This is a genomic window from Mesorhizobium sp. U510 (assembly GCF_059180695.1).
Genome location: NZ_CP180532.1, coordinates 5141520 through 5165030 on the forward strand (window position 1 = coordinate 5141520; position 23511 = coordinate 5165030).

The 23511-nt window shown below is 63.7% G+C and carries 25 protein-coding genes, 2 pseudogenes and 1 riboswitch; of the genes and pseudogenes, 11 read left to right on the forward strand and 16 right to left on the reverse strand.

Annotated elements, in window-relative coordinates:
* Nucleotides 1-139: 139 nt before the first annotated feature.
* The 7 genes from ACLGL5_RS26700 to ACLGL5_RS26730 are packed head-to-tail and all read right to left on the reverse strand — an operon-like array spanning nucleotide 140 to nucleotide 6742.
* Nucleotides 140-727, reverse strand: coding sequence for an NAD(P)H-dependent oxidoreductase (locus tag ACLGL5_RS26700; RefSeq protein ID WP_038647428.1), 588 nt, complete (start codon nucleotides 725-727; stop codon nucleotides 140-142).
* Entirely contained in the window at nucleotides 727-1308 is a 582-nt protein-coding gene (locus ACLGL5_RS26705) for an NAD(P)H-dependent oxidoreductase (RefSeq protein WP_064983998.1), read from the reverse strand. Before ACLGL5_RS26705 ends, ACLGL5_RS26700 begins: the two co-directional genes overlap by 1 nt.
* 48 nt (nucleotides 1309-1356) lie before the next feature.
* Entirely contained in the window at nucleotides 1357-2760 is a 1404-nt protein-coding gene (locus ACLGL5_RS26710) for an FAD-binding oxidoreductase (RefSeq protein ID WP_064983996.1), read from the reverse strand.
* Entirely contained in the window at nucleotides 2760-4061 is a 1302-nt protein-coding gene (locus ACLGL5_RS26715) for a cytosine deaminase (RefSeq protein ID WP_069092393.1), read from the reverse strand. Before ACLGL5_RS26715 ends, ACLGL5_RS26710 begins: the two co-directional genes overlap by 1 nt.
* A 4-nt stretch (nucleotides 4062-4065) precedes the next feature.
* Entirely contained in the window at nucleotides 4066-4914 is an 849-nt protein-coding gene (locus ACLGL5_RS26720; RefSeq protein ID WP_069092394.1) for an ABC transporter permease, read from the reverse strand.
* Nucleotides 4901-5725, reverse strand: coding sequence for an ABC transporter ATP-binding protein (locus ACLGL5_RS26725; RefSeq protein WP_064983993.1), 825 nt, complete (start codon nucleotides 5723-5725; stop codon nucleotides 4901-4903). The genes ACLGL5_RS26720 and ACLGL5_RS26725 overlap by 14 nt, the downstream gene beginning before the upstream one ends.
* A gap of 12 nt (nucleotides 5726-5737) precedes the next feature.
* Entirely contained in the window at nucleotides 5738-6742 is a 1005-nt protein-coding gene (locus tag ACLGL5_RS26730; protein ID WP_064983992.1) for an ABC transporter substrate-binding protein, read from the reverse strand.
* 265 nt (nucleotides 6743-7007) lie between these two features.
* Here ACLGL5_RS26730 and ACLGL5_RS26735 point away from each other — a divergent pair, with 265 nt between their 5' ends.
* The 4 genes and pseudogenes from ACLGL5_RS26735 (at nucleotide 7008) to ACLGL5_RS26750 (ending at nucleotide 8981) form a co-directional block, all read left to right on the forward strand.
* The gene (locus tag ACLGL5_RS26735; RefSeq protein WP_019858748.1) at nucleotides 7008-7391 is read left to right on the forward strand and encodes a RidA family protein; all 384 of its coding nucleotides are present in this window, start codon (nucleotides 7008-7010) and stop codon (nucleotides 7389-7391) included.
* Nucleotides 7392-7445: 54 nt separating this feature from the next.
* Entirely contained in the window at nucleotides 7446-8249 is an 804-nt protein-coding gene (locus tag ACLGL5_RS26740) for a creatininase family protein (RefSeq protein ID WP_038647444.1), read from the forward strand.
* Between the two features lie 180 nt (nucleotides 8250-8429).
* A complete protein-coding gene (locus ACLGL5_RS26745; protein ID WP_027046965.1) occupies nucleotides 8430-8684 on the forward strand; it encodes a type II toxin-antitoxin system ParD family antitoxin in 255 nt (84 codons plus the stop codon).
* A pseudogene (locus ACLGL5_RS26750) lies at nucleotides 8684-8981 on the forward strand (type II toxin-antitoxin system RelE/ParE family toxin). Before ACLGL5_RS26745 ends, ACLGL5_RS26750 begins: the two are co-directional and overlap by 1 nt.
* A 24-nt stretch (nucleotides 8982-9005) precedes the next feature.
* Here the strand turns inward: ACLGL5_RS26750 and ACLGL5_RS26755 are convergent.
* Together ACLGL5_RS26755 and cobD are read right to left on the reverse strand one after the other, a co-directional pair.
* Complete coding sequence (locus ACLGL5_RS26755; protein WP_069092395.1) at nucleotides 9006-9515, reverse strand: tyrosine phosphatase family protein; 510 nt, start codon at nucleotides 9513-9515, stop codon at nucleotides 9006-9008.
* Nucleotides 9512-10559, reverse strand: a pseudogene (gene cobD, locus ACLGL5_RS26760) (threonine-phosphate decarboxylase CobD). Before cobD ends, ACLGL5_RS26755 begins: the two are co-directional and overlap by 4 nt.
* On the opposite strand from cobD, the gene cbiB reads away from it, so the two are divergent.
* Nucleotides 10558-11532, forward strand: a complete 975-nt coding sequence (cbiB, locus tag ACLGL5_RS26765; RefSeq protein WP_038647448.1) for an adenosylcobinamide-phosphate synthase CbiB — start codon at nucleotides 10558-10560, stop codon at nucleotides 11530-11532. The pseudogene cobD and the gene cbiB sit on opposite strands and share 2 nt — an antisense overlap.
* Here the strand turns inward: cbiB and cobO are convergent.
* The 4 genes from cobO to ACLGL5_RS26785 are packed head-to-tail and all read right to left on the reverse strand — an operon-like array spanning nucleotide 11529 to nucleotide 13669.
* Entirely contained in the window at nucleotides 11529-12158 is a 630-nt protein-coding gene (gene cobO, locus ACLGL5_RS26770; RefSeq protein WP_019858756.1) for a cob(I)yrinic acid a,c-diamide adenosyltransferase, read from the reverse strand. The two genes, cbiB and cobO, sit on opposite strands and share 4 nt — an antisense overlap.
* Nucleotide 12159: 1 nt before the next feature.
* Entirely contained in the window at nucleotides 12160-12675 is a 516-nt protein-coding gene (cobU, locus tag ACLGL5_RS26775) for a bifunctional adenosylcobinamide kinase/adenosylcobinamide-phosphate guanylyltransferase (RefSeq protein ID WP_064983983.1), read from the reverse strand.
* Nucleotides 12668-13474, reverse strand: coding sequence for a CbtA family protein (locus tag ACLGL5_RS26780; RefSeq protein WP_064983981.1), 807 nt, complete (start codon nucleotides 13472-13474; stop codon nucleotides 12668-12670). Before ACLGL5_RS26780 ends, cobU begins: the two co-directional genes overlap by 8 nt.
* 15 nt (nucleotides 13475-13489) lie before the next feature.
* Nucleotides 13490-13669 carry a CbtB domain-containing protein gene (locus ACLGL5_RS26785; RefSeq protein ID WP_027046966.1) on the reverse strand — a complete coding sequence of 60 codons (180 nt, stop codon included), beginning with the start codon at nucleotides 13667-13669 and terminating at the stop codon, nucleotides 13490-13492.
* A 33-nt stretch (nucleotides 13670-13702) separates the two neighbouring features.
* Nucleotides 13703-13900: riboswitch (cobalamin riboswitch) on the reverse strand.
* Nucleotides 13901-14031: 131 nt separating this feature from the next.
* Between ACLGL5_RS26785 and ACLGL5_RS26790 the strand changes: the two genes are divergently transcribed.
* Nucleotides 14032-15201: an aromatic ring-hydroxylating oxygenase subunit alpha gene (locus ACLGL5_RS26790; RefSeq protein WP_069092396.1), complete on the forward strand. Its 1170-nt coding sequence runs from the start codon at nucleotides 14032-14034 to the stop codon at nucleotides 15199-15201.
* A 3-nt stretch (nucleotides 15202-15204) separates the two neighbouring features.
* On the opposite strand, the gene ACLGL5_RS26795 is transcribed toward ACLGL5_RS26790, so the two are convergent.
* Nucleotides 15205-16404 (reverse strand): MFS transporter, encoded by a 1200-nt coding sequence (locus ACLGL5_RS26795; RefSeq protein WP_019858762.1) that lies wholly within the window; start codon nucleotides 16402-16404, stop codon nucleotides 15205-15207.
* A gap of 354 nt (nucleotides 16405-16758) precedes the next feature.
* Here ACLGL5_RS26795 and ACLGL5_RS26800 point away from each other — a divergent pair, with 354 nt between their 5' ends.
* Together ACLGL5_RS26800 and ACLGL5_RS26805 are read left to right on the forward strand one after the other, a co-directional pair.
* Nucleotides 16759-17757 (forward strand): heparan-alpha-glucosaminide N-acetyltransferase, encoded by a 999-nt coding sequence (locus ACLGL5_RS26800; RefSeq protein WP_064983978.1) that lies wholly within the window; start codon nucleotides 16759-16761, stop codon nucleotides 17755-17757.
* Nucleotides 17754-18230 carry a methyltransferase family protein gene (locus ACLGL5_RS26805; protein ID WP_064983976.1) on the forward strand — a complete coding sequence of 159 codons (477 nt, stop codon included), beginning with the start codon at nucleotides 17754-17756 and terminating at the stop codon, nucleotides 18228-18230. The genes ACLGL5_RS26800 and ACLGL5_RS26805 overlap by 4 nt, the downstream gene beginning before the upstream one ends.
* A 6-nt stretch (nucleotides 18231-18236) precedes the next feature.
* On the opposite strand, the gene ACLGL5_RS26810 is transcribed toward ACLGL5_RS26805, so the two are convergent.
* Together ACLGL5_RS26810 and mgtE are read right to left on the reverse strand one after the other, a co-directional pair.
* Nucleotides 18237-18623 carry a MerR family transcriptional regulator gene (locus tag ACLGL5_RS26810; protein WP_006203215.1) on the reverse strand — a complete coding sequence of 129 codons (387 nt, stop codon included), beginning with the start codon at nucleotides 18621-18623 and terminating at the stop codon, nucleotides 18237-18239.
* A gap of 133 nt (nucleotides 18624-18756) precedes the next feature.
* Nucleotides 18757-20169, reverse strand: coding sequence for a magnesium transporter (mgtE, locus tag ACLGL5_RS26815; protein WP_069092397.1), 1413 nt, complete (start codon nucleotides 20167-20169; stop codon nucleotides 18757-18759).
* A gap of 424 nt (nucleotides 20170-20593) precedes the next feature.
* Here mgtE and ACLGL5_RS26820 point away from each other — a divergent pair, with 424 nt between their 5' ends.
* From ACLGL5_RS26820 to ACLGL5_RS26830, 3 genes are all read left to right on the forward strand, one after another.
* Complete coding sequence (locus tag ACLGL5_RS26820) at nucleotides 20594-21214, forward strand: response regulator transcription factor (protein ID WP_069092398.1); 621 nt, start codon at nucleotides 20594-20596, stop codon at nucleotides 21212-21214.
* Between the two features lie 123 nt (nucleotides 21215-21337).
* Nucleotides 21338-22528: an aminotransferase class V-fold PLP-dependent enzyme gene (locus tag ACLGL5_RS26825; protein ID WP_069092399.1), complete on the forward strand. Its 1191-nt coding sequence runs from the start codon at nucleotides 21338-21340 to the stop codon at nucleotides 22526-22528.
* Nucleotides 22529-22540: 12 nt separating this feature from the next.
* Nucleotides 22541-23497 carry an HpcH/HpaI aldolase/citrate lyase family protein gene (locus ACLGL5_RS26830; protein ID WP_069092400.1) on the forward strand — a complete coding sequence of 319 codons (957 nt, stop codon included), beginning with the start codon at nucleotides 22541-22543 and terminating at the stop codon, nucleotides 23495-23497.
* Nucleotides 23498-23511: the final 14 nt, after the last annotated feature.

A 23511-nucleotide genomic window follows, 5' to 3' on the forward strand; every position in this document is an offset into this window, starting at 1 on the left:
TTTCACGGGGAGAAGGTGGCCCGATAGGGTCGGATGAGGGGCCGCGCCAGCGCCCCAGAATAAGGCAAACGTTCGCGCCGCCCCTCATCTGCCTGCCGGCATCTTCTCCCCGTTGAACGGGGAGAAGGACGCTAATTCCTCAAAACCTTTCCAGCTTCATCCGCACCTTCGCCAGAAACGCTGCCCGCGTCTTTGGCGTCGAGGCGTCCATCAGATAATGCGCCAGGAAGAACGTCGTGCAGCGCCTCGCGCACAGCGCCCGCATGCCGCGCAGCAAGGTCTTGCGCCCGGGCTGGCCGACGACGACGCTCCACCAGGTCGGCGCGCCGCAGGTGGTGATGACGCCGACCTTGGTGACATGCGTCATCAGCGATTTGATCCGCCCTTTGCCCACCGGCAGTTTGAAGGCGACGTCCGTCGCCCACACCCGGTCGAGCCAGCCCTTCAGCATTGCCGGCAGCCCGTACCACCAGGTCGGATAGACGAACAGGATTGCTTCGGCCCAACCGAGCAGTTCGAAATGCGGTTTCAGCGCGGGATCCTGCGGCGCCTGATTGTTGTAAGAGCGCCGCTCGTCGCAGCCCATCACCGGGTCGAATTTCTCGGCATAGAGGTCGAGCAGCCGCACCTCCCAACCCTTGGCCTTGAGCACATCCAGAGCGGTGTCGCGGATCGCGGCGCAAAAGCTTTCCGGCACCGGATGGCAATAGACCACGAGGACCCGCATCAGAATGCATCCATGCTCGCCGCAACCTTCGTCATAAAGGATTTTCGCGTTTGGTCAGTCGACAGGTTCATCGCATAGTGCGCGAGGTAGGTCACCGGCGCGCCGGGCTTTACGGTGGCGCGCAGCATGCGCTTGATCAGCCTGCGTGGCGGATCGCCCATCACAATGGCACGGAACCGGCTACCGCCATAGGTGGTGACGGCCGCGACCTTACGGATGTTGTGCAGCGACGGCTGCACCTTGCCGTCGACCAGCCTGAACGACACGCCGGGCAGGAAGACGCGGTCGAAAAAACCCTTGAGGATCGCCGGAAAGCCGTAGTTCCAGACCGGATAGGAAAGCACTAGCGCCTCGGCACGCAGCAGTCGCTCGACATAAGGCGCCGCCGGGTCCGCGGCGCCCCGCTGGTTGTGATAATCCAGCCTCTCCTGGCGCATCAGCCGCGGGTCGAAATCCTCGGCGTAGAGGTCGCAATCATCGACATCATGGCCCGCCGCCGTCAGCCGCTCGACGATCAACCGGTGCAGGCCGGCATTGAAGCTGGTCTCGACCGGGTGAGCGTAGAGGACAAGGATGTTCACGGGAGGACATCCCGCAGGTCAGCGCCAAGCCACGCGTTCGTCATTGCATCACCCCGCCCTCTGCAGCCCCTTGAACAAGAAAGTGCGGCCCGAGCGATAATCATAGTCCGGATTTTCCCAGGCGATCATCTTGCCGGGGTTGAGCAGGCCTTGCGGGTCGGTCTCGCGCTTGAAGGCGAGTTGCACGGCATCCGTCTGCTTCATGCCACCCTCCTCCAGCGTGTAGCGATGCGGGTTGAAGATCGGGCAGCCATTTTTCTCATGCAGGCGAACGATCTCGTCGAGCCGCGCCTCGGTGGTGAATTTTACCAGCGGCAGGCCGAAACAGGTGATATTGCCGTCCAGCCGCACGAACTCGAGATGCGAAAACACTTCGCCGGGAAACATCGCGTCCATTTTCTCGACCAGCGCCAGCTGATTGGGAAACGGATAGAGCGACTGCAGATAGGTGATGTCGGGATCGACGCGCAGTCCCCTCAGTGTGGTGTGGTTCCAGGCCAGCTCATAGGCCGGCGGCAGACCCTTTTTCTCTTCGGGCGTCGCGGTCGCGGCGTTGAAGACCACCTCGCCGCCAGCGCGCCGGGTGAAGGCGAGGAACGCATCCAGCCCATGCTGCGCCACCATGACGACGCAAATGCTCTGGCCCTCCCTGAAAAACTTCTGGTGGCGCTTGAAATAAAGCTGCGGCACGGGCGCCGCGATCGGTGTGATCAGCTTGGTCAGGATGCCGTCCTGGCAGGCCAGCGCATTGCCGTAGCGCGCCGCGTCCATGAAGGCATCGAAGCCGACAATGACATCGATCCACTCATAGGCCGCCGTCAGCGGCATCTCGACTTCCGTGATGATGCCGTTGGTGCCGTAAGCGTGGGTCACCTTGTGCAGATCCTCGCCGGTGAGTTCGAGCGCCTTCGGCTCGGCCTCCATCGTCACCACGCGCAGGCGCAGCACATTGCCGAAATCGCGCAACCCGCCGAAATTGATCGAGCCGACGCCGCCAGAGCCCCCGGCGATGAAGCCGCCGATCGAGGCGGTGTTGTAGGTCGAGGGCGAGAGCCTGAGCTCCTGCCCGGAATGCGCGCGTGTAGCCTTGTCGATATCGGCCAGAATAGCACCAGGCCCCGTCACCACGCGCCCCGGCGCGATCGACTTGATCTCGTTCATCTCGGCAAGATTGAGCACCACGCCGCCCGACAATGGCATCGCCTGGCCGTAATTGCCGGTGCCGCTGCCGCGCGGCGTCACCGGCACGCCATGCCGGTGACAGGCGGCGAGCACGCGGATCAGCTCGGCCTCGGTCTTCGGCGTCACGATCAGGTCGCCGGTGACATGGTCGAGCTGCTGTTTCAGGACCGGGCTGTACCAGTAGAAATCGCGGCTCTTCTGCTGGACGATGGCCGGATTGTCGTCGAGTTTCAGCCCGTCGAGATCGCGTTTGAGCGCCGAAACGTCCATCATTCCACCATCAGTTCATCGAGTTCGGCATAGTCGGGCAATTGCCGCTCGATCGCGCGGCCGCCGCGCACGACGATGCGATCCGATTCGGGCCGCGACAGCAATTCCGTCCAGCTTCGACCTTTGAACAGGATGAAATCGGCATCGCCGCCGGCCGCAAGCGTGCCAAAACCATCGAGCCGCATCACCTTGGCCGGCGTGGCAGTGACCGCTTGCGGCCAGTCGGCGACCGGATGATCGAAATGCAGGATGCGCGTCGCCATGCGGTAGACCTCCAGCATGTCGAGATCGCCATAGGCGTAGAAGGGATCACGCGTGTTGTCGGAAGCGACGGCGACAGGAATGCCCCTCGCCTTCATCTCGTGCAGCAGCGTCACGCCACGCCAACGCGGCGTGGTCTGGTCCCCGCGCCGATCCTGCAGATAGAGATTGCACATCGGCAGCGACACCACCGCCAGCCCGGCCTTCGCCACCTTGTCCAGCGTGTCCAGCACCTCGAGATCGGGCTGCCGCGCCAGCGAACAGCAATGGCCGACGAGGATCTTGCCTTCGAAACCATTCCATAGTGCTGCCTCGGCGATCTTCTTCAGCGAGATCGCCGCAATGTCGTCGGTCTCATCGGCATGGAAATCGAGATCGAGTCCATGCTTGATCGCTTGCGCGAAGACATGATCGAGCAGTTCTTCCAGGTCCGGCACCATATAGGTGACGACGCCCAGCACGCCCTTGGCCGCGGCCACCCGTTTCGCCAGCCTGTCGAACCACTTCTTGTCGCGCACGCCCTCGATGCCGAGCAGACAGGCGCCCTGCAACTCGATGCGGCCGCGCCATGTCTCGCGCACCGCCCCGAACACCGGCCAGGAGATTTCCTCCTGCGGCGCGACGCTGTCGAGATGGGTGCGCAGCGCTTTGGTGCCATGCGCGTAAGCCGAGCGCAGCGAGAAATCCATGCGTTTGGCCAGGTCCTCGGCGCTCCAGCGCGCGGCGCGGTCGGCGCCCGCGGCATTGAGCGCGCCCATGAATGTGCCGTCGGGATTGGGCTTTCGCGGCCAGATATGGCCCTTGTCGATATGGGTGTGGCAGTCGACGAAACACGGCAGCACGATGCGACCGGCAAGGTCGACAGCACCAAGTGGCGCGGCTCCCCGATCATGCGCTGCAATGGCGGCGATCTTGCCTTCGGCGACAGTGATATCGGCCAGTACAAAACCGTCGCCGTTATAGGCCGCAGCAAGCCCCGGCGTCAGCGACGCGTGAAGTCGCGCATTGGCGAGCTGATATGAGGCTGAGTCCGGAATCAAGGCACTACCGCTCCTGCTTCAGCGCGCTTTCGTGCCAGCGCCTGAGTATAAGATGCGACATCAGCGACAGCACAAGGAAGATGAGAATGCCGGTCAGCGAGATCAGGAACAGCGCCGCGAACAGTCTTGGCGCGTTCAGCCGGTAGCCGGCCTCGATGATGCGCGAGGCGAGCCCCGACGACTGGCCGGTGGCGCCGGCGACGAACTCGGCCACCACGGCGCCGATCAGCGACAGGCCGCCGGCGATCTTCAGCCCGCCGAGAAAATACGGCATCGCCGCCGGCAGCCTGAGATAGCGCAACTGCTGCCAGCGCGTCGCGCCATTGAGCTTGAACAGATCGCGCAGATTGCGGTCGACCGAATTCAGGCCGAGCGTGGTGTTGGACAGGATCGGGAAGAAAGCGACGATCCAAGCGCACAGCAGAAGCTTGGTCGTCTGGTTGTTCACATAGATGTTGATCAGCGGAAAGATCGCCACGATCGGCGTCACCTGCAGCACGATAGCGAACGGGAAGAACGACATCTCCACCCATTTCGATTGCGCGAACAGCACCGACAGGCCGACGCCGCCGATGACCGCCAAGGCCAGGCTGAGAAAGGTGATGCGCAAGGTGACCAGCAGCGAGGAGAACAGCAGGCCGGCATCGTTGTAGAGCGTCTGCAGCACCACGCCGGGGCGCGGCAGGATATATTGCGGGATCTCGTTCCACACGCAGATGCGGTCCCACAGCCAGATCGCCAGGATCATGATCGCCAGCGGCAGCACCCAGCGGCCGACCCGCTCGAGCCGCTCCTGGCGCACACGCCGCGCTTCCTCGGGGTCGAGTTTCAACGTGCCGTCAATGACCGTCATGATGCGGGCCCGCTGTTGAATTGATGGCATTGACCAGCACGTCGGAGGCCTGACGGCAAAGGGCTGCATAGTCCGGCGAGGTGCGAAACGCCTCGTCGCGCGGATAGGCCGCCTCGATGGCGAGTTCGTCGAACACCCGGCCCGGCCGCGCCGCCATGACGACGACCCGGTTGGACAAAAACACGCTTTCGAAAACGCTGTGGGTGACGAAGACGACGGTGAAGCGTTCGTCCTGCCACAGCTCCAGAAGGTCGTTGTTGAGCTTGAAACGGGTGATCTCGTCGAGTGCCGCGAACGGTTCGTCCATCAGCAGCACGCGCGGCTTGGTCACCATGGCGCGCGCGATCGAGACGCGCATCTTCATGCCGCCCGACAGTTCGCGCGGCACGGCGTTCTCGAAGCCGGTCAGGTGAACCCGCGCCAGCATTTGCGTGATCGCCGGGGCGGCCTTGCCGCGGGAAACGCCTTTCAGCCTGAGCGGCAGCCAGACATTGTCGAAGACGCTGGCCCAGGGCAGCAGCGTCGGCTCCTGGAAGACGAAGCCGATATTGGCGCGGTCGAGCGAGCCGCCGCCGCGCCAGTCAAGCACGCCGGAGGTCGGCGTCGACAGGCCGGCGATCAGCCGTAGCGCCGTCGACTTGCCGCAACCGGACGGCCCGAGCAGGCTGAGGAAATCGCCTTCCCGGATCGTCAGGTCGACATTGCTCAGCGCCGTCACGCCGTTGGAAAACACCTTGCCGACGCCGCGCAGCGCCAGCAAGGTCGGAGCGACGTCCGATGCCGGCGCTCGCGCCACCTTTTCCCCTATCATGCTCAGGCTGGCCTATTTCTTCAGGTCGAGCCCGACGCCCTTGTTGACGAAGGCCAGCGTGTAGGCCTTCGTAATGTCGATGCCTTCCGGCGTAACCTTGGCTTTGACCATCTTGTCATAGAAACTCTTGATGCGCGCGTCGGTCATGGCGCCGATGCCGAGTTTCTCGGTATCACCGGAATCGGCAAGGCCGAACTTCTTCATCTGCTCGATCGAGAAAGCGATCTGCTCGTCGCTCATGTCAGGATTGTCTTTCTTGATCATGTCGTTGGCCGCCTTGTTGTCGCCGTAGAGGTACTTGTACCAGCCCTTGGCCGAGCCATCGACGAAGCACTGGACCACCTCCGGCTTCTTGTCGATCGTGTCCTGCATCACCTCGATCGTCGTCGAGTAGGTGTCCCAGCCATAGTCGGCGAGCAGGAACTGGTTCGGAACGAAGCCGCCTTCCTTCTTGACCGCGAACGGCTCCGAGGTGACGTAGCCCTGCTGGATCGACTTCTTGTTGGCGAGGAAGGGAGCGGTGTTGTAGGTGTAGGGCGCGCGCTTGGCGGCGTCGAAGCCGAGTGCGGTGACCATCCACTGGAAGAAGGTCTGCACGCCTTCGTCACCCAGTATGTACTGGTCGGCGTTCTTCAGGTCCTCCCATTTGTCCAGCCCCTCGCCGGGATGGGACATGATGACCTGTGGGTCCTTCTGGAAATCGGCCGCCACCACGCGCATCGGAATGCCTTGCTGGACGGCGTCGAAAGCCGACAGCAAGTTGCCGCCCATGTAGAAATCGATCTTGCCGGCAAGCAGCATCGGCCGGCCGCTGACCTGCGGTCCGCCCTGCATGATGGTGACATCGAGGCCGCAGGCGGCATAGGTGCCGTCCGCCACGGCCTGATAGTAACCGCCATGTTCCGGCTCGGCCAACCAGTTGGTGCCGAAGGTGACTTTTTCATTCGCCGCGGCCCCCAGCGTGCCGGCCGCCAGCAGGGCCGCCGCCGCTACCGAGATCTTCCGTTTTGCATACATCGACAACCACCCTCTGTTTGCTCCGGCGCCACGCGCCAGGCTCGACACCAAAGATTCAAGAAGCAAGACACATGCCACCGGCGGCTCGCGCCGGAACCCGCCCGCCTGCACCACAGCCATCTGCGAAAGCCGGAAAGGTCGTGCTGCACCGAAGGCATCGTGCCTATTTTTTGAACGCCTGTCCACAATCGCACCAGCGACATCCCAAGCCATCTTGAAGCTGTAGTGAATACGGCCTTAGGCTGACGGCATCCAGGAGATTGCCATGTTCAGATTCCTCACCCCGAAGTCGATCAAGCCACCCTTTGCCCGCTACAGCCACGGCGTCGAAGTGCCGGCGGGCAAGCGGCTGGTGCTGTGCTCGGGCCAGGTGGCGATCACGGCGGACGACCAGATTCCCGAGGACGCCGGCGCCCAGGCCGAACTCTGCTTCCGCAACATCGAGGCTATCCTCGGCGAGGCCGGGCTGGGGCTCGGGGACATCGTGCGCATCAACGCCTATGTCACCGACCGCGCCCATTTGCGCCCCTATATGGATGTCCGTGACCGGCTGTTTTCGAGCCCGGCGCCGGCCTCGACGCTGATGATCGTTTCCGGCTTTGCCCGTCCGCAATTCAAGGTCGAGGTCGAGGTCATCGCTGCCGGGTGATCGACAGCAGGCCTGTGCCGCGCTAGGTCTCACCGTTCATCGAAGAGGCATGACATGACCGCTGCAAAAAGACGCGTCTGGTGGGGAGACTACCGGACAACCGAATACGCCTCGATCGATCCGGAGGCGACGATCGCCGTTCTGCCGGTGGCCGCGATCGAGCAGCATGGACCGCATCTGCCTGTCTCGACCGACACCTCGATCATGAACGGCATGCTCGACACGGTGATCGCCCGCCTGCCCGACGATCTCGACATCCGCATCCTGCCGGTCCAGGCGGTGGGCAAGTCGAACGAGCACCTGCATGCGCCGGGCACGCTCACTCTGCCGGCAACGACGTTGGTCGAGGCCTGGACCGAGCTTGGCATGTCGATCGCGCGCGCCGGGGTGCGCAAACTCATCGTCGTCAATTCGCATGGCGGCAATGAAGAGATCATGGGCATCATCACGCGCGAATTGCGGGTGCGCGAAAAGATGCTGGCGGTGAAGACGAGCTGGCAGCGCTTTGGCCGCCCGGCCGGCATGTACACCGAACTCGAGGACCGCCACGGCATCCATGGCGGCGATGTCGAGACCTCGCTGATGCTGCATTTCCGGCCGGACCTCGTCGACATGGCCAAGGCCGACAATTTCGTTTCCAATGTCGCCAGGGCCGAGAAGGAATTTTCGCTGCTGCGCCACACCGGCACCCACGCCTTTGCCTGGATCGCCACCGATCTCAACCCGAACGGCGTGGTCGGCGACGCCAGCATTGCGACGGCGGAAAAGGGCCGGCTGACGGCAGAGCATCAGGCCGACGGTTTCATCAGCCTGCTGCGGGATGTGCGCAAGGCGAAGCTCGCCGACTGGCTGAAATAGGCGCCTAAGTCACAATCGCGCCTTCGCAAAACACTCCCGCATCAGTAGTGTCTCAGTTTGAATTTCAGCGACGCTTTCGAGACTCGGCAGTCCGCCTTGAACTGAGACACTAACCCCGCATCTGGATTTTTGACAAACTTTGCCAAAATGGATCATACTGCGCGGGATATGGAGGCCGATATGGCAACAATGAACGTATCATTGCCTGATCCGATGAAGGATTGGGTTGAGGCGCAAACCGAAACGGGTCGCTACGCCAACGCGAGCGACTATGTCCGCGATTTGATCCGTCGGGATCAGGAGCGCAACGACAACATTGCCGCCATGCAACGCTTTGTCGATGACGGATTGAAGAGTGGCATCGGCAATCGATCCAGGGACGCGCTCTTTACTGAGGCAGTCAAGCGCGCTGGAAAGTCACCCGGCAACGGGTAATGGGATTTCGCCTTTCTTTAGCCGCGGAAGAGGACATCATCGGTATTGCCGAGCAAAGGGGTGCGCCTGTTCGGTGCTGTGCAGGCTAGACAGTATCATGACGAGTTGTTCGCGATCTTTGATCTGATCGCTGCCAGTCCCCGAATGGCACGGGAGCGGCTTGAATTGTCGCCACCAATGCGTATCCATCCCTTCAAAGCCCATCTTGTCGTCTACCGGATAGAAGTCGACGGCGACGTGTTCATTGTGCGGGTACGCCACGGGCACGAAGATTGGGCGAATGAAGGCACTCGATAGTCCTACAGCGATGCATGGGCACCGCTAGCCCATGATCTTCAGCTCGAACGGTGTGCCTTCGAACGCGTCGGCGCCGCGCCCGATCGACTGGATCGCCTCGATCATCCGGCCATTGCGCTCCAGCAGCGCGTCGGCCACGGCAATGAGCCGCTGATTGGGCGTCGCCGAGGGCGACAGCGCCCGCAACGTCTGGGCCAGTTCGGCTTCGTCGCGTTTCGGCGACAGTGCGGCGGCGATGATGTAGGCCGAAGCGGTCGAGCGGCTGATGCCGGCATAGCAATGCACGACCATGGGCTTCGCCCGATCCCAGCGGCGGGCGAAATCGAGCACGTCGCGGACATGCTCCTCGCCCGGCATGGTCATGCCGTCCTGCGCCACCACAATGTCGTGCATGACCAGATGCAGATGGTTTTCCCGGGCGATCGAGGCCGGTCGCACCACCTCGGTTCCGGCGGCGAGCAGCGACAGCATGCGGTCGGCGCCGGTCCTTGCCACCGTTTCCTCGACCTTTGCCAGCGAGCAGACATGGATCATTGTTTCGAGCCCTTCGATTGATCCTCGCGCCGCGACGCCCATTCGGCAAGAGCGGATTCGAGCCGCTGCCATTCCACCTCGCTCCCCGGCAGGCCGGCCCGCAACACAAACGGCCGGTCTTTGAAGTGGCGAAGCAGAATGCCCCTCTCGCCAAGCGCCGAAAACAGGCAGGCGGCATCCGGAAGGCTGATATAGCGGAACAGCGTGGTACCGCCCGCTACAGGCACGCCGAAACGGCCGAAGAGTGCGTCGAGCCGCGCCGCACCCTCGGCGAGTGATGCCCGCATTGCGTCCTGCCAGCCAATATCGGCAAGCGCGCGAATGCCGTATTCCAGCGCTGGGCCAGCGACGGCCCATGGCCCGAATTGCGTCTCCAGCCGTTCGACGGTCGCGCTATCGGAAAGCGCGAAGCCAAGCCGCAGGCCGGCTAGCCCAAAGAATTTGCCGAACGAGCGCAGCACGACGAGGCCGCCTTGATCTGCATCTCCGGCGAGGCTGTGTTGGCGTGGGCCGACATCCATGAACGCCTCGTCGACGACCAGCAGCCCGCCTCTGGCGCGCAGCCCGGCGGCCAGTGCCAGCAGCCGCTCGCGCTCGATGACGCGCCCATCCGGGTTGTTCGGATTGACGATGACGGCAAGATCGGCCTGCGCCAGCGCCGCAAAATCGCTGACTTCGCTCACCTGATGCCCCGCGATCGCCGCTGCGCGCGCATGTTCGGCATAGGTCGGCCCCAGCACCAGAGCCTTGCGGGGCCTGACCAGCGATGCCACGCGCGGCAGCAGGATCTGCGTGCCGGGCGCCGCGACGACATTGGCCGGCGACGGCGCGCCATAAGTGCTGGCCGCGATCTCCATCAGCTCACACGCCCGTGCCGCTTCCGGCAATCGCCACAGCGAGGTGGCGGGCAGGTCGAAAAGCGGGTAGGAGTGCGGGTTGATACCAGTCGAAAGGTCGACGAAAGGCAGAGGAGCGTTGGGGAAAAGCGCCCTCGCCCTGCCAAGACTTCCCACCATGGTCCACCGCTCCATCAAGAAGCTTCATGTCTGTCCTGATCGCTTTCCTGTCACTGGCCGTCGAATTTGTCCTGGGTTACCCGGACTGGCTCTTCCGCGCCATCGGCCATCCGGTGACGTGGTTCGGCAGGCTGATATCCTTTCTCGACTTGAGGCTCAACCGCGCCACTGATCCCGACGCGTTGCGTCGCCAGCGTGGCATCCAGGCGCTGCTGATCATCGTGCTGGTGCCGGCGATGATCGGCCTTTGCGTGCAGCTTGTCCTGCTCTGGTTCGTACCCCTGGGGTTTTTCATCGCCGCGCTTCTGGCGACATCGCTGCTGTCGCAGAGGAGCCTCTACGAACATGTCGAGGCCGTGGCTGACTCGCTCGAATCGGGCGGCCTCGCAATGGGCCGTGTCGCCGTCTCGCGCATCGTCGGCCGCGATCCCGAAGCGCTCGACCGTGCCGCCGTCTGCCGCGCGGCGATCGAGAGCCTGGCCGAGAATTTTTCCGACGGCATCGTCGCCCCCGCCTTCTGGACAGGTGTTGGCGGGCTCGCCGGCGGCGCTGCCTACAAGGCCGCCAACACCGCCGATTCGATGATCGGCCACCGCACCCCCCGCCACGAGGCTTTCGGCTGGGCGGCGGCGCGCTTCGACGACTGGATCAACCTGCCGGCATCGCGGCTGACGGCGCTGCTGATCGTGCTGGCGGCTTTCCTGGTCAAGGACGCCGATCCCCGCAATGCCTGGCAGGCGGTGCGGCGCGATGCCAAAAAGCACCGCTCTCCCAATGCCGGCTGGCCGGAAGCGGCCATGGCCGGCGCGCTTGGCCTGGCGCTTGCAGGCCCGCGCAGCTATGGCGGCATCGTGGTCGACGACGTCTTCATGGGCGAAGGCGGCCTCCGCGACGTCGACAGCGGCGACATCAGGCGGGCGCTGAAACTCTACCGCGTCGCCGATTATTTGCTGATCGCGTTGTTCGCCGTGGTTTCGGTCATCGCCGTTCTTGCGTTCTAGAACTCGATCCCCTGCTGCGCCTTCACGCCTGCCGAGAAGTGGTGTTTGGTCACGCCCATCTCGGTGACCAGATCGGCCGCCTCGACCAGCGCCGGCTTGGCGTTGCGGCCGGTGACGACGACATGCAGGCCCTCGCGGCGCGCCTTCAGCGCCGCAACCACCTTGTCGAGATCGAGATAATCGTAGCGCAGGGCGATGTTGAGCTCGTCAAGCACGACAAGGCTGATCGAGGGATCGGCGATCAACTCCAGTGCCTTGGCCCAGGCGGCCTCGGCGGCGGCGATGTCGCGCTTCAGATCCTGCGTCTCCCAGGTAAAGCCCTCGCCCATCGCATGCCAGACGACGCGGTCGCCGAAAGCGGCAAACGCATCCTTCTCGCCGGTGTGCCACTTGCCCTTGATGAACTGGACGACGCCGACGCGCTTGCCATAGCCGAGCATCCGCAGCGCCAGGCCGAAGGCGGCCGTGGTCTTGCCCTTGCCCGGACCGGTGTTGACGATCAGCAGTCCCTTTTCGACCGTCTTGCTCGCCACCTCGGCATCCTGCACCGCCTTGCGCTTGGCCATCTTGGCGCGATGGCGTTCTTCGTCCCGGTCCTCGGTGGGCTTGTTGTCGATGTCGGTCATGTCACTTCACCTTGAGCGGTAGCCCCGCCACCATCAGCAGCACCGTATCGGCGATCGCCGCGACCTGCTGGTTGAGCCGGCCGGCGTCATCGCGAAAACGGCGCGCCAGGGCATTGTCCGGCACGATGCCTTGCCCGACTTCGTTGGAGACTACGAACCAGGGGCCGCGCGGCCGCGACAGCACATCCGCCAGCCGCCGGCACTCGGCGCCGACGTCGTGATCGGCCAGCATGTGATTGGTCAGCCACAGCGTCAGGCAGTCGATGAGCACCGGCTGGTTGTCCGGCAAGGCCTCGAGCGCGCCGGCAAGGTCGAGCGGCGCGTCGATGGTCGTCCAGCCCTCGCCGCGCCGCGAGCGGTGCAGCGCGATGCGCTCGCGCATTTCGTCGTCATAGGCTTGCGCGGTGGCAATATAGGTCCACGGTGACGGCAACGCCGTCGCCAGGATTTCGGCATGCGCGCTCTTGCCGGAGCGCGCACCGCCGATGATGAAGGTCAGCTTGTTGCGATCAGGCAAAGCTGTCGCGCAGGCTGGTCGCCGTGCCAGTGAAGCGTCCGCGCACCACGCCGACGACGGCGCCGAGGACCAGCCAGAACACCAGATTGGTCAGCGTCACCGCCACCACGAACTGGTGGTGCAGGCCCTCCGGGATCGGCGTCTCGAAGCTGTCGGGCTGCGGCGCGCCGACAATGTGCGGAGCAACGATCAGCGCCACGGCAAGGATGGCCAGCGGTAGCGACTTGCGGAATGCGATCAGGCCGAGCCCGATAGCGGTCGCGATCACGGTTGCCACCCACCAGATCTGGCGCTGCGTCAGGTCGGCGGCCGGCATGGCCGGCAGTTCCGGAGGCAGGCCGAGACCGGGCGCCAGTGTGAAGATGGCAAAGCCGGCCAGACCCCAGAACACGCCCTGGCGCCAATTGCCGATGCCGCCGGCGAATTCCGAAACCGCGACCAGGATCAGCGCGAAGCCTATGCCGGTGACAACATTGGACACCACGTTGAAGGCAAAGCGCTCGAAGCCGTCGGCCGGTGCCCAGCCTTGGTCTTCGGCCGGAGCGGCGGCTGCGGCCGGTGCCGGGGTCGCGGCGCTCATCGAATTTGCCGCCGGTGCGGCCGAACTCATCGCGTTGCCACTGGCGGCCCCAGTCGGCGCCGCGGCATGGTCATGGCTATAGCCGCCTTCGGCCTGTTCGTAGACTTCCGCCTTGAGGATCAGCGGTACGGTGGCATAGGCCTGCATGCAGGCAAGAACGACGCCGGCCACGAGCCCTGCGATCGCCGCGATGAACACGACGTTGCGAAACAGATTCATGATGTCAGATCCTCGTCAGTGGCAGGGAAACGCCATCGAATGCCGGTTGTCATGACCGGCATTGTGGACCGCTTCGATATGCGAGAAGCCGACAAAGCCGATGATGAAGGTGCCGAGCAGTGCGGCGAGCGCCAGCTGCATGAAGCGCGACTGCGAGGAGACGGAGGCGCCGAGGGAGACGGAAGCGGTATTCATATCTTGTCCTTTCACCCTCCACCCGAGGGCCTGTCAGTTTTGCCGTCGTCGGCAGGTCTCCTGGCTCACGGATCAGCGCCCTTCCCCACCTTCCCGAAGACGAACCTTCAGTGGCATATGGAGAGGACTACCGCACACAGTTGCGGGGGCAGCCACGGCATTGGGCAAGAATTTCGCCCGCACCGCATTCCCTCTTGGCTCCAAAACGGAACCGACGACTGCATGACTATAGGGAAAATCGCGACACGCGGCAAACCAAATTCCGCCGGCAAACAGCGCGATTGCGCCATGCCGTTTCCAGGCACGAGAATTGACAATTCTTCCTGCCGGGTGTCGGCTGGCCGCTTCACAGGAAGCCAGCCATGCAGCCCACTGCCAGCGAGCGCGCCCCTTACAATGGCCTGACCCAGGCCGAACCGACCCTGCCCTCATCGGCCTATTGGGATGGTGAGAAGTACCAGCGCGACCTCGATGCCATTTGGTACAAGAACTGGCTGCTCATCTGCCGCGAGGCCGATCTGGCCCAGCCGCTGGCCTTCCGCCGATTCCGCATCGGCACGCAGGACATCGTCGTGCTGCGCGACGACACCGGCGCGCTGCGCGCCTTCCACAACACCTGCCGCCACCGCGGCTCGCAGCTTTGCCAGGAGAGCGAGGGCCGGCTGAAGGCGCGACTGATCACTTGCCCCTACCACGCCTGGTCCTATTCGCTGCGCGGCGACCTCGTGCGCGTGCCGTCGAAATCCTTGCCCGTTGGCTTCGACAAGGCCGACCATCCGCTCTACCGCGTCGCGCTCTCGGTGTGGCGCGGTTTCGTGTTCATCAATCTGCAGGAGGATGCGGCGGGCTCAGCGCAGGCATCCTTCGACCCGGCCTCCGGCAATCTCGGCAACTGGCCGCTGGAAACGCTGGTATCAGGCCATGTGCTGCGCAAGGTAATGCACTGCAACTGGAAGATCTTTTGGGAAAACTTCAACGAGTGCCTGCACTGCCCGGGCGTCCACAAGGACCTCTCGCGGCTGGTGCCGATCTATGGCCGCGGCCTGATGAGCCGGCACGACGATCCCGAATGGACGCGCCATGCCGACAATGACGCACCGGAATTTTCCGGCGGCCTGCGCGCCGGCGCCGAGACCTGGTCGCGCGACGGCCAGGCGCACGGGCCGGTCTTCTCCGGATTGACGCCAGCCGAACGCGCCGCCGGCCAGACATACGCCACCAGCCTGCCCTCGATGTTCATCGTCGGTCATGTCGACTATGTCAGGACCGTACGCCTGGTGCCGCTCGGCCCGGAAGAGACCGAACTTGTCGCCGAGTGGCTGTTCGCGCCCGAGGCGCTGGCCGCGACCGATATCGACAACATCGTCGCCTTCGGCACACAGGTGCTGGAAGAGGACGCCGCCATTTGCGAGGTCAACCAGAGGGGCCTGCGCTCGATGCGCCACCAGGCCGGCGTGCTCATGCCCGAGGAGTATGAACTGCACCGCTTCCACAACTGGGTGCGCGAGCAGCATGCGGCACTTTCACCGTGATCCTCACAGAGACTTCGGCAGGTAACGCCAGGTCACGAACCCGCAAACCGCCGCCAGCAGGCCGAGCGTGACGAACACCGAGCCCAGTCCGAAGAAGGCCAGCACCACCGAATAGACCAGCGGCGGCGTCAGCTCGGAAAAATCGAGATAGGTGCGGTAGACCGCCGCCATCTGCGCCCGCTCATAGGAGCGCACCGAACGCATGAAGGCGGTCGAGCCCAACGCATCGAGCGCTATGGTGAAAAAGGCGCCGCACAACAGGAAGGCGCCGGTGAGCAGCGGCACGGTTTCGCCGACCGTGCCCGCCGCCAGAAGCATCGCCGACATGGCGAAATAGGCAAATGTCATGGTGCGCCGGCCGCCAAAGCGTTTTCCGGCCTTGCCCCAGAAGATCGCCATGAACAAAAGCGCGTTGCCGGCCGAAACCAGCAGACCGCCGGCCAGCTTGCCCTCGCCGGTGATCACCATGAACAGTGGCCCATAGACGAAGAACGTCGTCCAGAAGCAGGAGCGACCGAAGGCGATCAGCCAGGCAAGCCTCAATCTGGGCTGCGCGACGAAGCGGCCGATATTGGCGAGCGGATTGGCCGGCCGTGTCTTGCCGGGCCGGATCGACGGGTTGTCGCCCAGCCGATAGGTCCAGAACAGTGCGAGCAGGGCCAGCGCGAACACCGCCACCGCACCATGCGCGGCGTAGATGCCGAATCGCGTGTAGAGGAAGATGCCGAGCGTCGGCCCACCGGTCCAGGCGAGCATCGACCACGCCATGCGCAGCGATTCGGCCTGCATGAAGTCGGTCTTGCGGATGTGGTCCATGATGTAGAGATTGAGCGTGATCGAAAGTGCACTGGCGCCCATCACCCGGCACAGCATGCCCGCCAATTGCCCGGCCAGCGTATGGGTGACGAAGAACAGCGAGCCGATGGCGAGCAGGCAGGCGCCTGCGGTGTAGACCCAGCGCCGGGCAAAACGGCGGATCAGCATCGGCATGAACAGGGTCACCGACAGGCCGAGCAGCGCCACGATGGTGTAGAGGATCGAGACGATCTGCTCGTTGTGCAGGATCTCGTAGGCCTGGATTGGGATGACGCTCGACACCGTGGCGCGAGCGAAGGATTCGACAGCATAGAGCGAGGCGAAGGTGCGCGCATCCGCGGCCCTGAGGGCCGGAAGCCAGATCGGATGGCGCACATGGGTGGACATTGCTTCCCCAAAGCAGAATCACCGGTCAAATCTGCCTTGGCCGTTCCCGGACGATTAAGAGGAAACCGACGCATAGGCCGTGAAAAGCGAAGTCGGTCAACGACTTCCCGGCGCTGGCCCAAGGTGTGTTGAGATTTAGGTCAGGCCGAGCCGAAAATGGCGGTTTTCGAGAACTGGAGCGGAGCGGACATTCAGGTCCGTGAGCACCGGAAGCGCAGAAAGCCGCCGTTTGCAGGCCGGCATCACCTGAATATCGGCACACCTCAAAGCGTCGCTTGATCCGGTGCCCCGGCCTTCTTCTGTCCGGTCCAACCGTGATAGTTCTCACGCAGGGCTGAATCAGATCGCGAGACCATGACCATCCATACGCCGACCGCACCCGTTCCGGAGCCTTCGAAGCGCATCATCGCCATAGACATCGTGCGCGGCGTCGCGCTGCTGGCCATGGCGAGCTACCATTTCACCTGGGACCTGGAATTCTTCGGCTATACCGATCCAGGCCTCACCGCCTTCGGCTGGTGGAAGATCTACGCGCGCTGCATCGCTTCGACCTTCCTGTTCCTGGTCGGCGTCAGCCTCTACCTCGCGCATGGCCAGCAAATCCGCTGGAACGGTTTCTGGAAGCGTTTCGCCATGGTCGCCGGAGCGGCGATCGCCATTTCGGTGGTCACCCGCATCGCGACGCCGGACGGATTCATCTTCTTCGGCATCCTGCACGAGATCGCGCTCGCCAGCCTGCTCGGCCTCGCCTTCCTGCGGCTGCCGGCCCTGCTGACGCTTGTCGTTGCGGCGCTGGTCATCGCCGCGCCCGTCTATCTGCGCTTCGAAGCCCTGGACCATCCCTGGCTGTGGTGGATCGGCCTGTCGGCGATCAATCCACGCTCCAACGACTATGTGCCGCTGTTTCCATGGTTCGGCGCGGTGCTTGTCGGCATTGGGGTGGCGAAACTCGTTTCAGCCTCCGGCCTGCGAGCTCGCCTGGCGAGCCTCATGCCCGGCCGCCGGGCCAATCCGCTGGTCTTCATCGGCCGCCACAGCCTCGCTTTCTACCTGATCCACCAGCCGCTGCTGATCGGCTGCGTCTGGCTGTTCTCGCAAGTCATGCCGGCCCAGGTCGAAACCGTGCAGGTCAATTTCCTCAAAACCTGCCAGCGCTCATGCGAGCAGACGCGCAACGCGACCTTCTGTTCGAGCTATTGCGGTTGCATGCTGACGACGCTCGAGGGCGAGGCCGCGCTTGATCGGCTCGAGAACAACGACCAGACTGCGGAATTCCGAGCGCATCTGGGCGATCTGGCCGCCAGCTGCACGGGCCAGACCGAGGACAAGATGGACGAGGGAGGAACGCAATGACCGAAACCCAGCCGAAGCCGGGTGTGATACCGTGGCCGCCGGTGATCTACGTCGCGGCAATCGCCATCAGCGTGATCCTTGGCCTGCTCTATCCGCTGCCCTGGATCGGCGACCTCCTGGGCGACCTGCTGTTTGCGGCCGGCTGGGTGGCGCTGTTCGGCGTCGCGGCACTGTGGTTCACCGCCATCCGCACCATGGTCCGGGCCAGGACGACGCTCAACCCCAATGCGGTGCCGGACCACCTCGTCACCACAGGTCCATTCGGCATTACCCGCAACCCGATGTATCTGGCCAACACGCTGCTTTTGATCGGCGTCGCCTTTGTCACGGGGATCGTCTGGTTCCTGCCGCTGGCGTTCATCGCCGCCTTCGCCACGCAGAAGGTCGCCATCGAGCGTGAGGAAAAGATGCTGGCGGCGAAGTTCGGCAAGAAATACCGGGATTACGCAAAAAGGGTGCGGCGCTGGATCTGAGCGGCGTTACGTATTGACGCCGAGCTCCACCAGCCGCTCGACGCAGGATTCCTCGGCCTGGTCGAGCTCGGCCAGCGTCTCCTCGAGGTCGCGGCGCTTCTGGCGCAGATCCTCACGCTTTTCCTCGATGCGCTTGATCATCAGCTTCAGCTGTCCGACCTCGCCCGGCGGCTCCTTGTACATCTGGATGATTTCGCGGATCTCGTTGATCGAGAAACCGAGCCGCTTTCCGCGCATGATCTGCCGGATGAGATGGCGGTCGGACGGGCGAAACAGCCGCGTGCGACCCCGCCGCACCGGTTGCACCAGCCCCTCGTCTTCATAGAAACGCAGCGTCCGCGTCGACACGTCGAATTCGCGGGTCAGTTCGGTGATTGAATAATATTCCCGCATTGTCGCTCCATGCCCGAACCCCGGGCAACGCCACGCGGCGCTGCCTCCCGTCCCGAACCAAACCCTTGCCCGCCGGAATCGACATGGCCCCCGCGCGAGCCTCGCACGGCATTTACGTAAAAGTCAATTGAGGCTACCTGACGCCGAACCACCAGCTTGCAAGGCCGAGGAAGGCGAAAAAGCCGACGCAGTCGGTGACGGTGGTGACGAAAACCGCCGACGCCACGGCCGGATCGATCTTGAACCGGTCGAGCATGAGCGGGATCAGGATGCCGGCAAGGGCGGCCGCGAACATGTTGATGATCATCGCCGCGCCGATGATCCCGCCCAGATTGGGATCGCGAAACCACAGCGCCGCGACGATGCCGATCAAAACGGCAAAGACGATGCCGTTGATAAAGCCCACACCCATTTCGCGGCGGATGATGCGGGCGGCATTGTAGATATCGAGATCCTTCGTCGCCAGCGCCCGCACGGTGACGGTCATGGTCTGCGAACCGGCATTGCCGCCCATGCCGGCCACGATCGGCATCAGCACGGCGAGCGCCACGATCCGCTCGATCGTGTGGTCGAACAGCCCGATGACCGATGCCGCCAGAAATGCGGTGACAAGGTTTACCAGCAACCAGGGAACGCGCGAGCGCGAGGTTGCAAACACCGTGTCGGAGAGTTCCTCGTCGCCGACGCCGCCCATGCGCAGCAGATCTTCCTCGGCTTCCTGCTGGATGACGTCGACGACATCGTCGATGGTCAGCACGCCGACCAGCCGCTCGTTCTCGTCGACGACGGCGGCCGACAAAAGATCGTACTGCTCGAATTCCCGCGCCGCCTCTTCCTGATCCATGGTCGCCGGAATGGCGTGCCGCGTCTCATGCATGACATCCTCGACCTTGACAGCGCGCTTGGTGCGCAGGATCTGGTCGAGATCGATGGCGCCGACGAGCTTGAAGGTCGGGTCGATGACGAAGATCTGGCTGAAGCGGTCGGGTAGGTTCTTGTCCTCGCGCATGTAGTCGATGGTCTGGCCGATGGTCCAGAACGGCGGCACCGCGACGAACTCCGTCTGCATGCGCCGCCCGGCGGTCTCTTCCGGATAGTCGAGCGAGCGGCGCAGCCTGATCCGTTCGGTGAACGGCAGCTGCGACAGGATCTCGTCCTGGTCTTCCTTTTCAAGGTCTTCGAGAATGTAGACGGCGTCGTCGGAATCGAGTTCCTGCACCGCCTGCGCGATCTGCGCATTGGGCAGATGATCGACGATCTCCATGCGGATCGCTTCATCGACCTCGGTCAGCGCGGAGAAGTCGAAATCGGCGCCTAGCAGTTCGACCAGGGCTCGCCGCTGTTCGGGATGCAGCGCCTCGATCAGGTCGCCCAGTTCCGACTGGTGCAGATGGTCGACTTCATGCTTGAGGGTCGGCGTATCGCGGTCGGCGATCGCGGCGCCGATCTGCACAAGGAAGGATGAAAGGACCGCACCGTCCTCGCCATAGATATCGGCGTGGGCGTCGTCAGCCGCCTTGGCGGAGATCGTCTGCTTGTCCTCCACCAGCGCCTCCCGCCATCCCGGAAAAATTGTGTCTCAGGTCTAGAGCATCGCAGCTTAAAGCGGAAACCGGTTTCACGGAAATGCGATGCATCTCGCCCGCAGACGCGATTCGGTTTGAGAACTTATCGCTCTAAGGCACGGAATATCAAACGAAACGCTGGTTCCACGCAACCAGGTGAGCGTATCGCCGATGCCTGACCTGGCAATGCCATTTCCATCAGGAACCAGCCAATCCCGGCTTCAGACGGCGCGACAGCCGATGTCGCTGGGGAAAGAGCACCCCGGCGCGATTGGGGCAGAATTGTCATGATACGGGTCCAGGCCTGAAGCCTGGCCTTTGAGTTGCGGCACGACCAGCCCAGGACAAAAACGGCCCTTGAACAGCAAGCCCGGGAAAACGAGCAAGGCAATTGGCGACCGGCGCATGCGCATTGTCGTCGCCGAGCGCAACCCATTCGTCATATCGGCGCTGCGTGAAATGCTCGAATGCGACGGCCGTTTCGAATTGCTGAGCAGCGGTCAGAGCGGCAGGCAATTCCTGGATCTGGCGACGACGGGCGGGTTCGACGTCGCAATCATCGGCTGGAAGCTCGCCGACATGGACGGCGCGGATGTGCTGGCCGAGGTCCAGAGCCGCAAGCTCGACGTGCGCATCACCATCTTTTCCAACGACCATGACATCGGCATCCTGAAGCAATGCGTGCGGCTGGGAGCGCAGGGCTACTGTTTCCAGTTCGACGATCCGGCGATTATCTTCGACACGATCCTGGCTGTCGCGCATGGCCGCATCTGCATCCCCTATATCGACATCAACAAGGTCAACGACACGCCGCTCGCGCAGCTCACGGTGCGTGAGCGCGAGCTGCTGGCGGTGCTTTCCGATGGCTGGACCAATCTGCAAATCGCCACGCGCACCGGCATTTCCGAGAACACGGTGAAGTACCACCTCAAGAATCTCTACGACAAGCTCGACGTCCGCAACCGGGCGATGGCCGTCGCGCTCTATGCGCGCGAGAGGCGTACCCAGAAGCAGCCTTTCGGGTAGGCCAACAGGGTAGGCTTTCCCCACCCGCGCGCGGCGAGATCTTACCCGCTGAGGTGTTGTTGGCTTTAGCCGTCGAAACGAAACTCCCCCCACCGCTTTGCTGGATCAGGAGGAGTTCGCATCATGGCCGGTTTCACCCATCTTTTCATTCCCGGACCGACCAACATCCCCGAACAGGTCCGGCAGGCGATGAACCTGCCGATGGAGGATATGCGCGCCGCGTCCTTCCCCGATCTCACTCTGCCGCTGTTCGAGGACATCAAAAAAGTCTTCAAGAACGAGACCGGCCGCGTCTTCATCTACCCGTCCTCGGGGACCGGCGCCTGGGAAGCGGCGATGACCAATGTGCTGAGCCCCGGCGACCGCGTGCTGATGTCGCGCTTCGGCCAGTTCTCGCATCTATGGGTCGACATGGCCGAGCGCCTCGGCCTCGAGGTCGATGTCATCGACTGCGAATGGGGCACCGGCGTGCCGCTGGAGCTTTATGCCGAGCGGCTGAAGGCGGACAAGGCGCACCGCATCAAGGCCGTCTTCTGCACGCAGAACGAGACAGCGACAGGCGTGACCAGCGATGTCGCGGGCTGCCGCGCCGTGTTGGACGACGCCAACCACCCTGCCCTGCTCTTCGTCGACGGTGTGTCGTCGATCGGCTCGATCGATTTCCGCCAGGAGGAATGGGGCGTCGACTGCGCCGTCAGCGGCTCACAGAAAGGTTTCATGCTGCCCGCCGGCCTCGGTTTCCTTTCGGTGAGCAAGAAGGCGCTCGTCGCTTCACGGACCGCCACCCATCGGCGCTGCTTCTTCTCCTTCGAGGACATGATCCGCGCCAACGATGCCGGCTATTTCCCCTACACGCCGGCGACGCAGCTCTTACGCGGCCTGCGCGCCTCGCTCGACCTGATCGCCGAGGAAGGGCTGGACAATATCTTCGCCCGCCATCATCGCCTGGCCGAAGGCGTGCGCAAGGCGGTCGACGCCTGGGGCCTGAAACTCTGCGCCAAGGCGCCGAAATGGCACTCCGATACGGTCAGCGCCATTCTGGTGCCGGAAGGCATCGACAGCGCCGACATCGTCAAGCGCGCCTACCGCACCTACCAGACCTCGCTCGGCGGCGGCCTCAACAAGGTGATGGGCAAGGTCTTCCGCATCGGCCATCTCGGCTGGCTGAACGAGGTGATGGTGCTCGCCTCGCTGTCGGCGGCCGAAATGGCGCTGCTAGATTGCCGCGTGCGGCTGGCGCCGGGCTCCGGCGTCGGCGCCGCCATCCAGCATTTCCGCGCCTCGGCCGCCGTGCCGGTCGCCGAAGCCGCCTGAGGGAAACCGACGATGAGCCACACCATCAACCATTTGAAGAAGCTGCGGCTGCAGCGCAGCGAGCTGGCGGTTCCCGGCTCCAGCCCGGAAATGATCGACAAGGCGGCCAACAGCGCCGCCGACTTCGTCTTCCTCGACATCGAGGATGCGGTCGCCCCGCCCGACAAGGAACGCGCCCGCAAGAACATCATCCAGGCACTCAACGACATCGACTGGCGCGCCAAGGGCAAGACCGTCTCGGTGCGCATCAACGGGCTGGACACCCACTACATGTACCGCGACGTGGTCGACGTCATGGAACAGGCCGGCGACCGGCTCGACACGATCCTGGTGCCGAAGGTCGGCGTGCCGGCCGACCTCTATATGGTCGAAGCCATGGTCAACCAGATCGAGATGGCCAAGGGTTACAAGACCCGGGTCGGCCTCGAAGCGCTGATCGAGACCGCGCTCGGCATGGCCAATGTCGAGGCGATCGCCGCGACGCCAGGCCGGCTGGAAGCGATGCATTTCGGCGTCGCCGACTATGCGGCGAGCTGCAAGGCGCGCACCGTCAACATTGGCGGCCTCAACCCCGACTATCCCGGCGACCAGTGGCATTTCGCGCTGTCGCGCATGACGGTTGCCTGCCGCGCCTATGGCCTGCGCGCCATTGACGGGCCGTTCGGCGATTTCTCCGATCCGGAAGGTTACATCGCCGGCGCCAGGCGCGCCGCGGCGCTGGGCATCGAAGGCAAATGGGCGATCCATCCCTCGCAGATCGCGCTCGCCAACGACGTCTTCTCCCCGCCCGAAAAAGAGGTCACGCGCGCCAGGCGCATCCTTGAGGTGCTCAAGGAAGCCGAGGCTCAGGGCAAGGGAGCCGCCGCCCTCGACGGCAAGATGATCGACGCCGCGTCGGAACGCATGGCGAGGAACGTTCTGGTGGTCAACGAGGCCATCGAACGCGCCGGCCAAACCGCCACGCATTGACTGTTCAGGGAGGA

Excerpts from the sequence above, each read along its gene's own strand:
- ACLGL5_RS26745 (WP_027046965.1), top strand. The coding sequence starts at position 8,430 with ATGGCAACAATGAACGTATCATTGCCTGATCCGATGAAGGATTGGGTT.
- ACLGL5_RS26810 (WP_006203215.1), bottom strand. The coding sequence starts at position 18,623 with ATGCGGGAATATTATTCAATCACCGAACTGACCCGCGAATTCGACGTG.
- ACLGL5_RS26755 (WP_069092395.1), bottom strand. The coding sequence starts at position 9,515 with ATGATCCATGTCTGCTCGCTGGCAAAGGTCGAGGAAACGGTGGCAAGG.
- ACLGL5_RS26805 (WP_064983976.1), top strand. The coding sequence starts at position 17,754 with ATGACCGAAACCCAGCCGAAGCCGGGTGTGATACCGTGGCCGCCGGTG.
- cbiB (WP_038647448.1), top strand. The coding sequence starts at position 10,558 with ATGTCTGTCCTGATCGCTTTCCTGTCACTGGCCGTCGAATTTGTCCTG.
- ACLGL5_RS26720 (WP_069092394.1), bottom strand. The coding sequence starts at position 4,914 with ATGACGGTCATTGACGGCACGTTGAAACTCGACCCCGAGGAAGCGCGG.
- ACLGL5_RS26790 (WP_069092396.1), top strand. The coding sequence starts at position 14,032 with ATGCAGCCCACTGCCAGCGAGCGCGCCCCTTACAATGGCCTGACCCAG.
- ACLGL5_RS26800 (WP_064983978.1), top strand. The coding sequence starts at position 16,759 with ATGACCATCCATACGCCGACCGCACCCGTTCCGGAGCCTTCGAAGCGC.
- ACLGL5_RS26795 (WP_019858762.1), bottom strand. The coding sequence starts at position 16,404 with ATGTCCACCCATGTGCGCCATCCGATCTGGCTTCCGGCCCTCAGGGCC.
- ACLGL5_RS26700 (WP_038647428.1), bottom strand. The coding sequence starts at position 727 with ATGCGGGTCCTCGTGGTCTATTGCCATCCGGTGCCGGAAAGCTTTTGC.
- cobO (WP_019858756.1), bottom strand. The coding sequence starts at position 12,158 with ATGACCGACATCGACAACAAGCCCACCGAGGACCGGGACGAAGAACGC.
- ACLGL5_RS26830 (WP_069092400.1), top strand. The coding sequence starts at position 22,541 with ATGAGCCACACCATCAACCATTTGAAGAAGCTGCGGCTGCAGCGCAGC.
- ACLGL5_RS26780 (WP_064983981.1), bottom strand. The coding sequence starts at position 13,474 with ATGAATCTGTTTCGCAACGTCGTGTTCATCGCGGCGATCGCAGGGCTC.
- ACLGL5_RS26740 (WP_038647444.1), top strand. The coding sequence starts at position 7,446 with ATGACCGCTGCAAAAAGACGCGTCTGGTGGGGAGACTACCGGACAACC.
- ACLGL5_RS26725 (WP_064983993.1), bottom strand. The coding sequence starts at position 5,725 with ATGATAGGGGAAAAGGTGGCGCGAGCGCCGGCATCGGACGTCGCTCCG.
- ACLGL5_RS26730 (WP_064983992.1), bottom strand. The coding sequence starts at position 6,742 with ATGTATGCAAAACGGAAGATCTCGGTAGCGGCGGCGGCCCTGCTGGCG.
- ACLGL5_RS26735 (WP_019858748.1), top strand. The coding sequence starts at position 7,008 with ATGTTCAGATTCCTCACCCCGAAGTCGATCAAGCCACCCTTTGCCCGC.
- ACLGL5_RS26785 (WP_027046966.1), bottom strand. The coding sequence starts at position 13,669 with ATGAATACCGCTTCCGTCTCCCTCGGCGCCTCCGTCTCCTCGCAGTCG.
- ACLGL5_RS26825 (WP_069092399.1), top strand. The coding sequence starts at position 21,338 with ATGGCCGGTTTCACCCATCTTTTCATTCCCGGACCGACCAACATCCCC.
- ACLGL5_RS26820 (WP_069092398.1), top strand. The coding sequence starts at position 20,594 with ATGCGCATTGTCGTCGCCGAGCGCAACCCATTCGTCATATCGGCGCTG.
- ACLGL5_RS26710 (WP_064983996.1), bottom strand. The coding sequence starts at position 2,760 with ATGGACGTTTCGGCGCTCAAACGCGATCTCGACGGGCTGAAACTCGAC.